Origin of the sequence: Thioalkalicoccus limnaeus (assembly GCF_041197575.1) — a bacterium.
GTDB lineage: Bacteria > Pseudomonadota > Gammaproteobacteria > Chromatiales > Chromatiaceae > Thioalkalicoccus > Thioalkalicoccus limnaeus.
In genome coordinates, this window is the sequence record NZ_JBDKXB010000090.1 from 1 (window position 1) to 442 (window position 442).

The window sequence follows — 442 nt, forward strand, 5'->3', positions numbered from 1 at the left end:
ACTGCTGGTCGATCTGATCAACGTCGTGCGCAGCGACGAACCACCCATCGTCGCGGTCACGCTGCTCAATCCGCGACTCACGCCCGAGCGGCTCAGCGGCAAACAGCTGATCCTCGACCTCCAGGCCCGCGACGAGCGCGGCCAGCGCTACAATATCGAGATGCAGGTGCGGCGCTTCGCCCTCTGGGGCGCGCGCGGTATCCTGTACCTGGCGCGGCTGCTGAGCGAACAGCTCGAGGCCGGGCAGGATTACCGGCGCCTCAAGCCGGTGATCGGCATCCATCTGCTCGACTTCACGCTGTTCGAGGACCCAGACCAGGCCGATCAGGCGCTGTGGTGCTTCGAGATGCGCGACCGGCTGCGCCCCGCCGTGCGTCTCGGGCGTGAATTGCAACTGAATATTGTCGAACTGCGCAAGGCCGACCGGCTCGGACAACTGCCC

The 442-nt window shown here is 66.1% G+C and carries 1 protein-coding gene; it reads left to right on the top strand.

The window, feature by feature from the left end:
* The coding region (locus ABC977_RS18240) for an Rpn family recombination-promoting nuclease/putative transposase (protein WP_369668692.1) at positions 1-442 on the top strand (442 nt) is incomplete at both ends.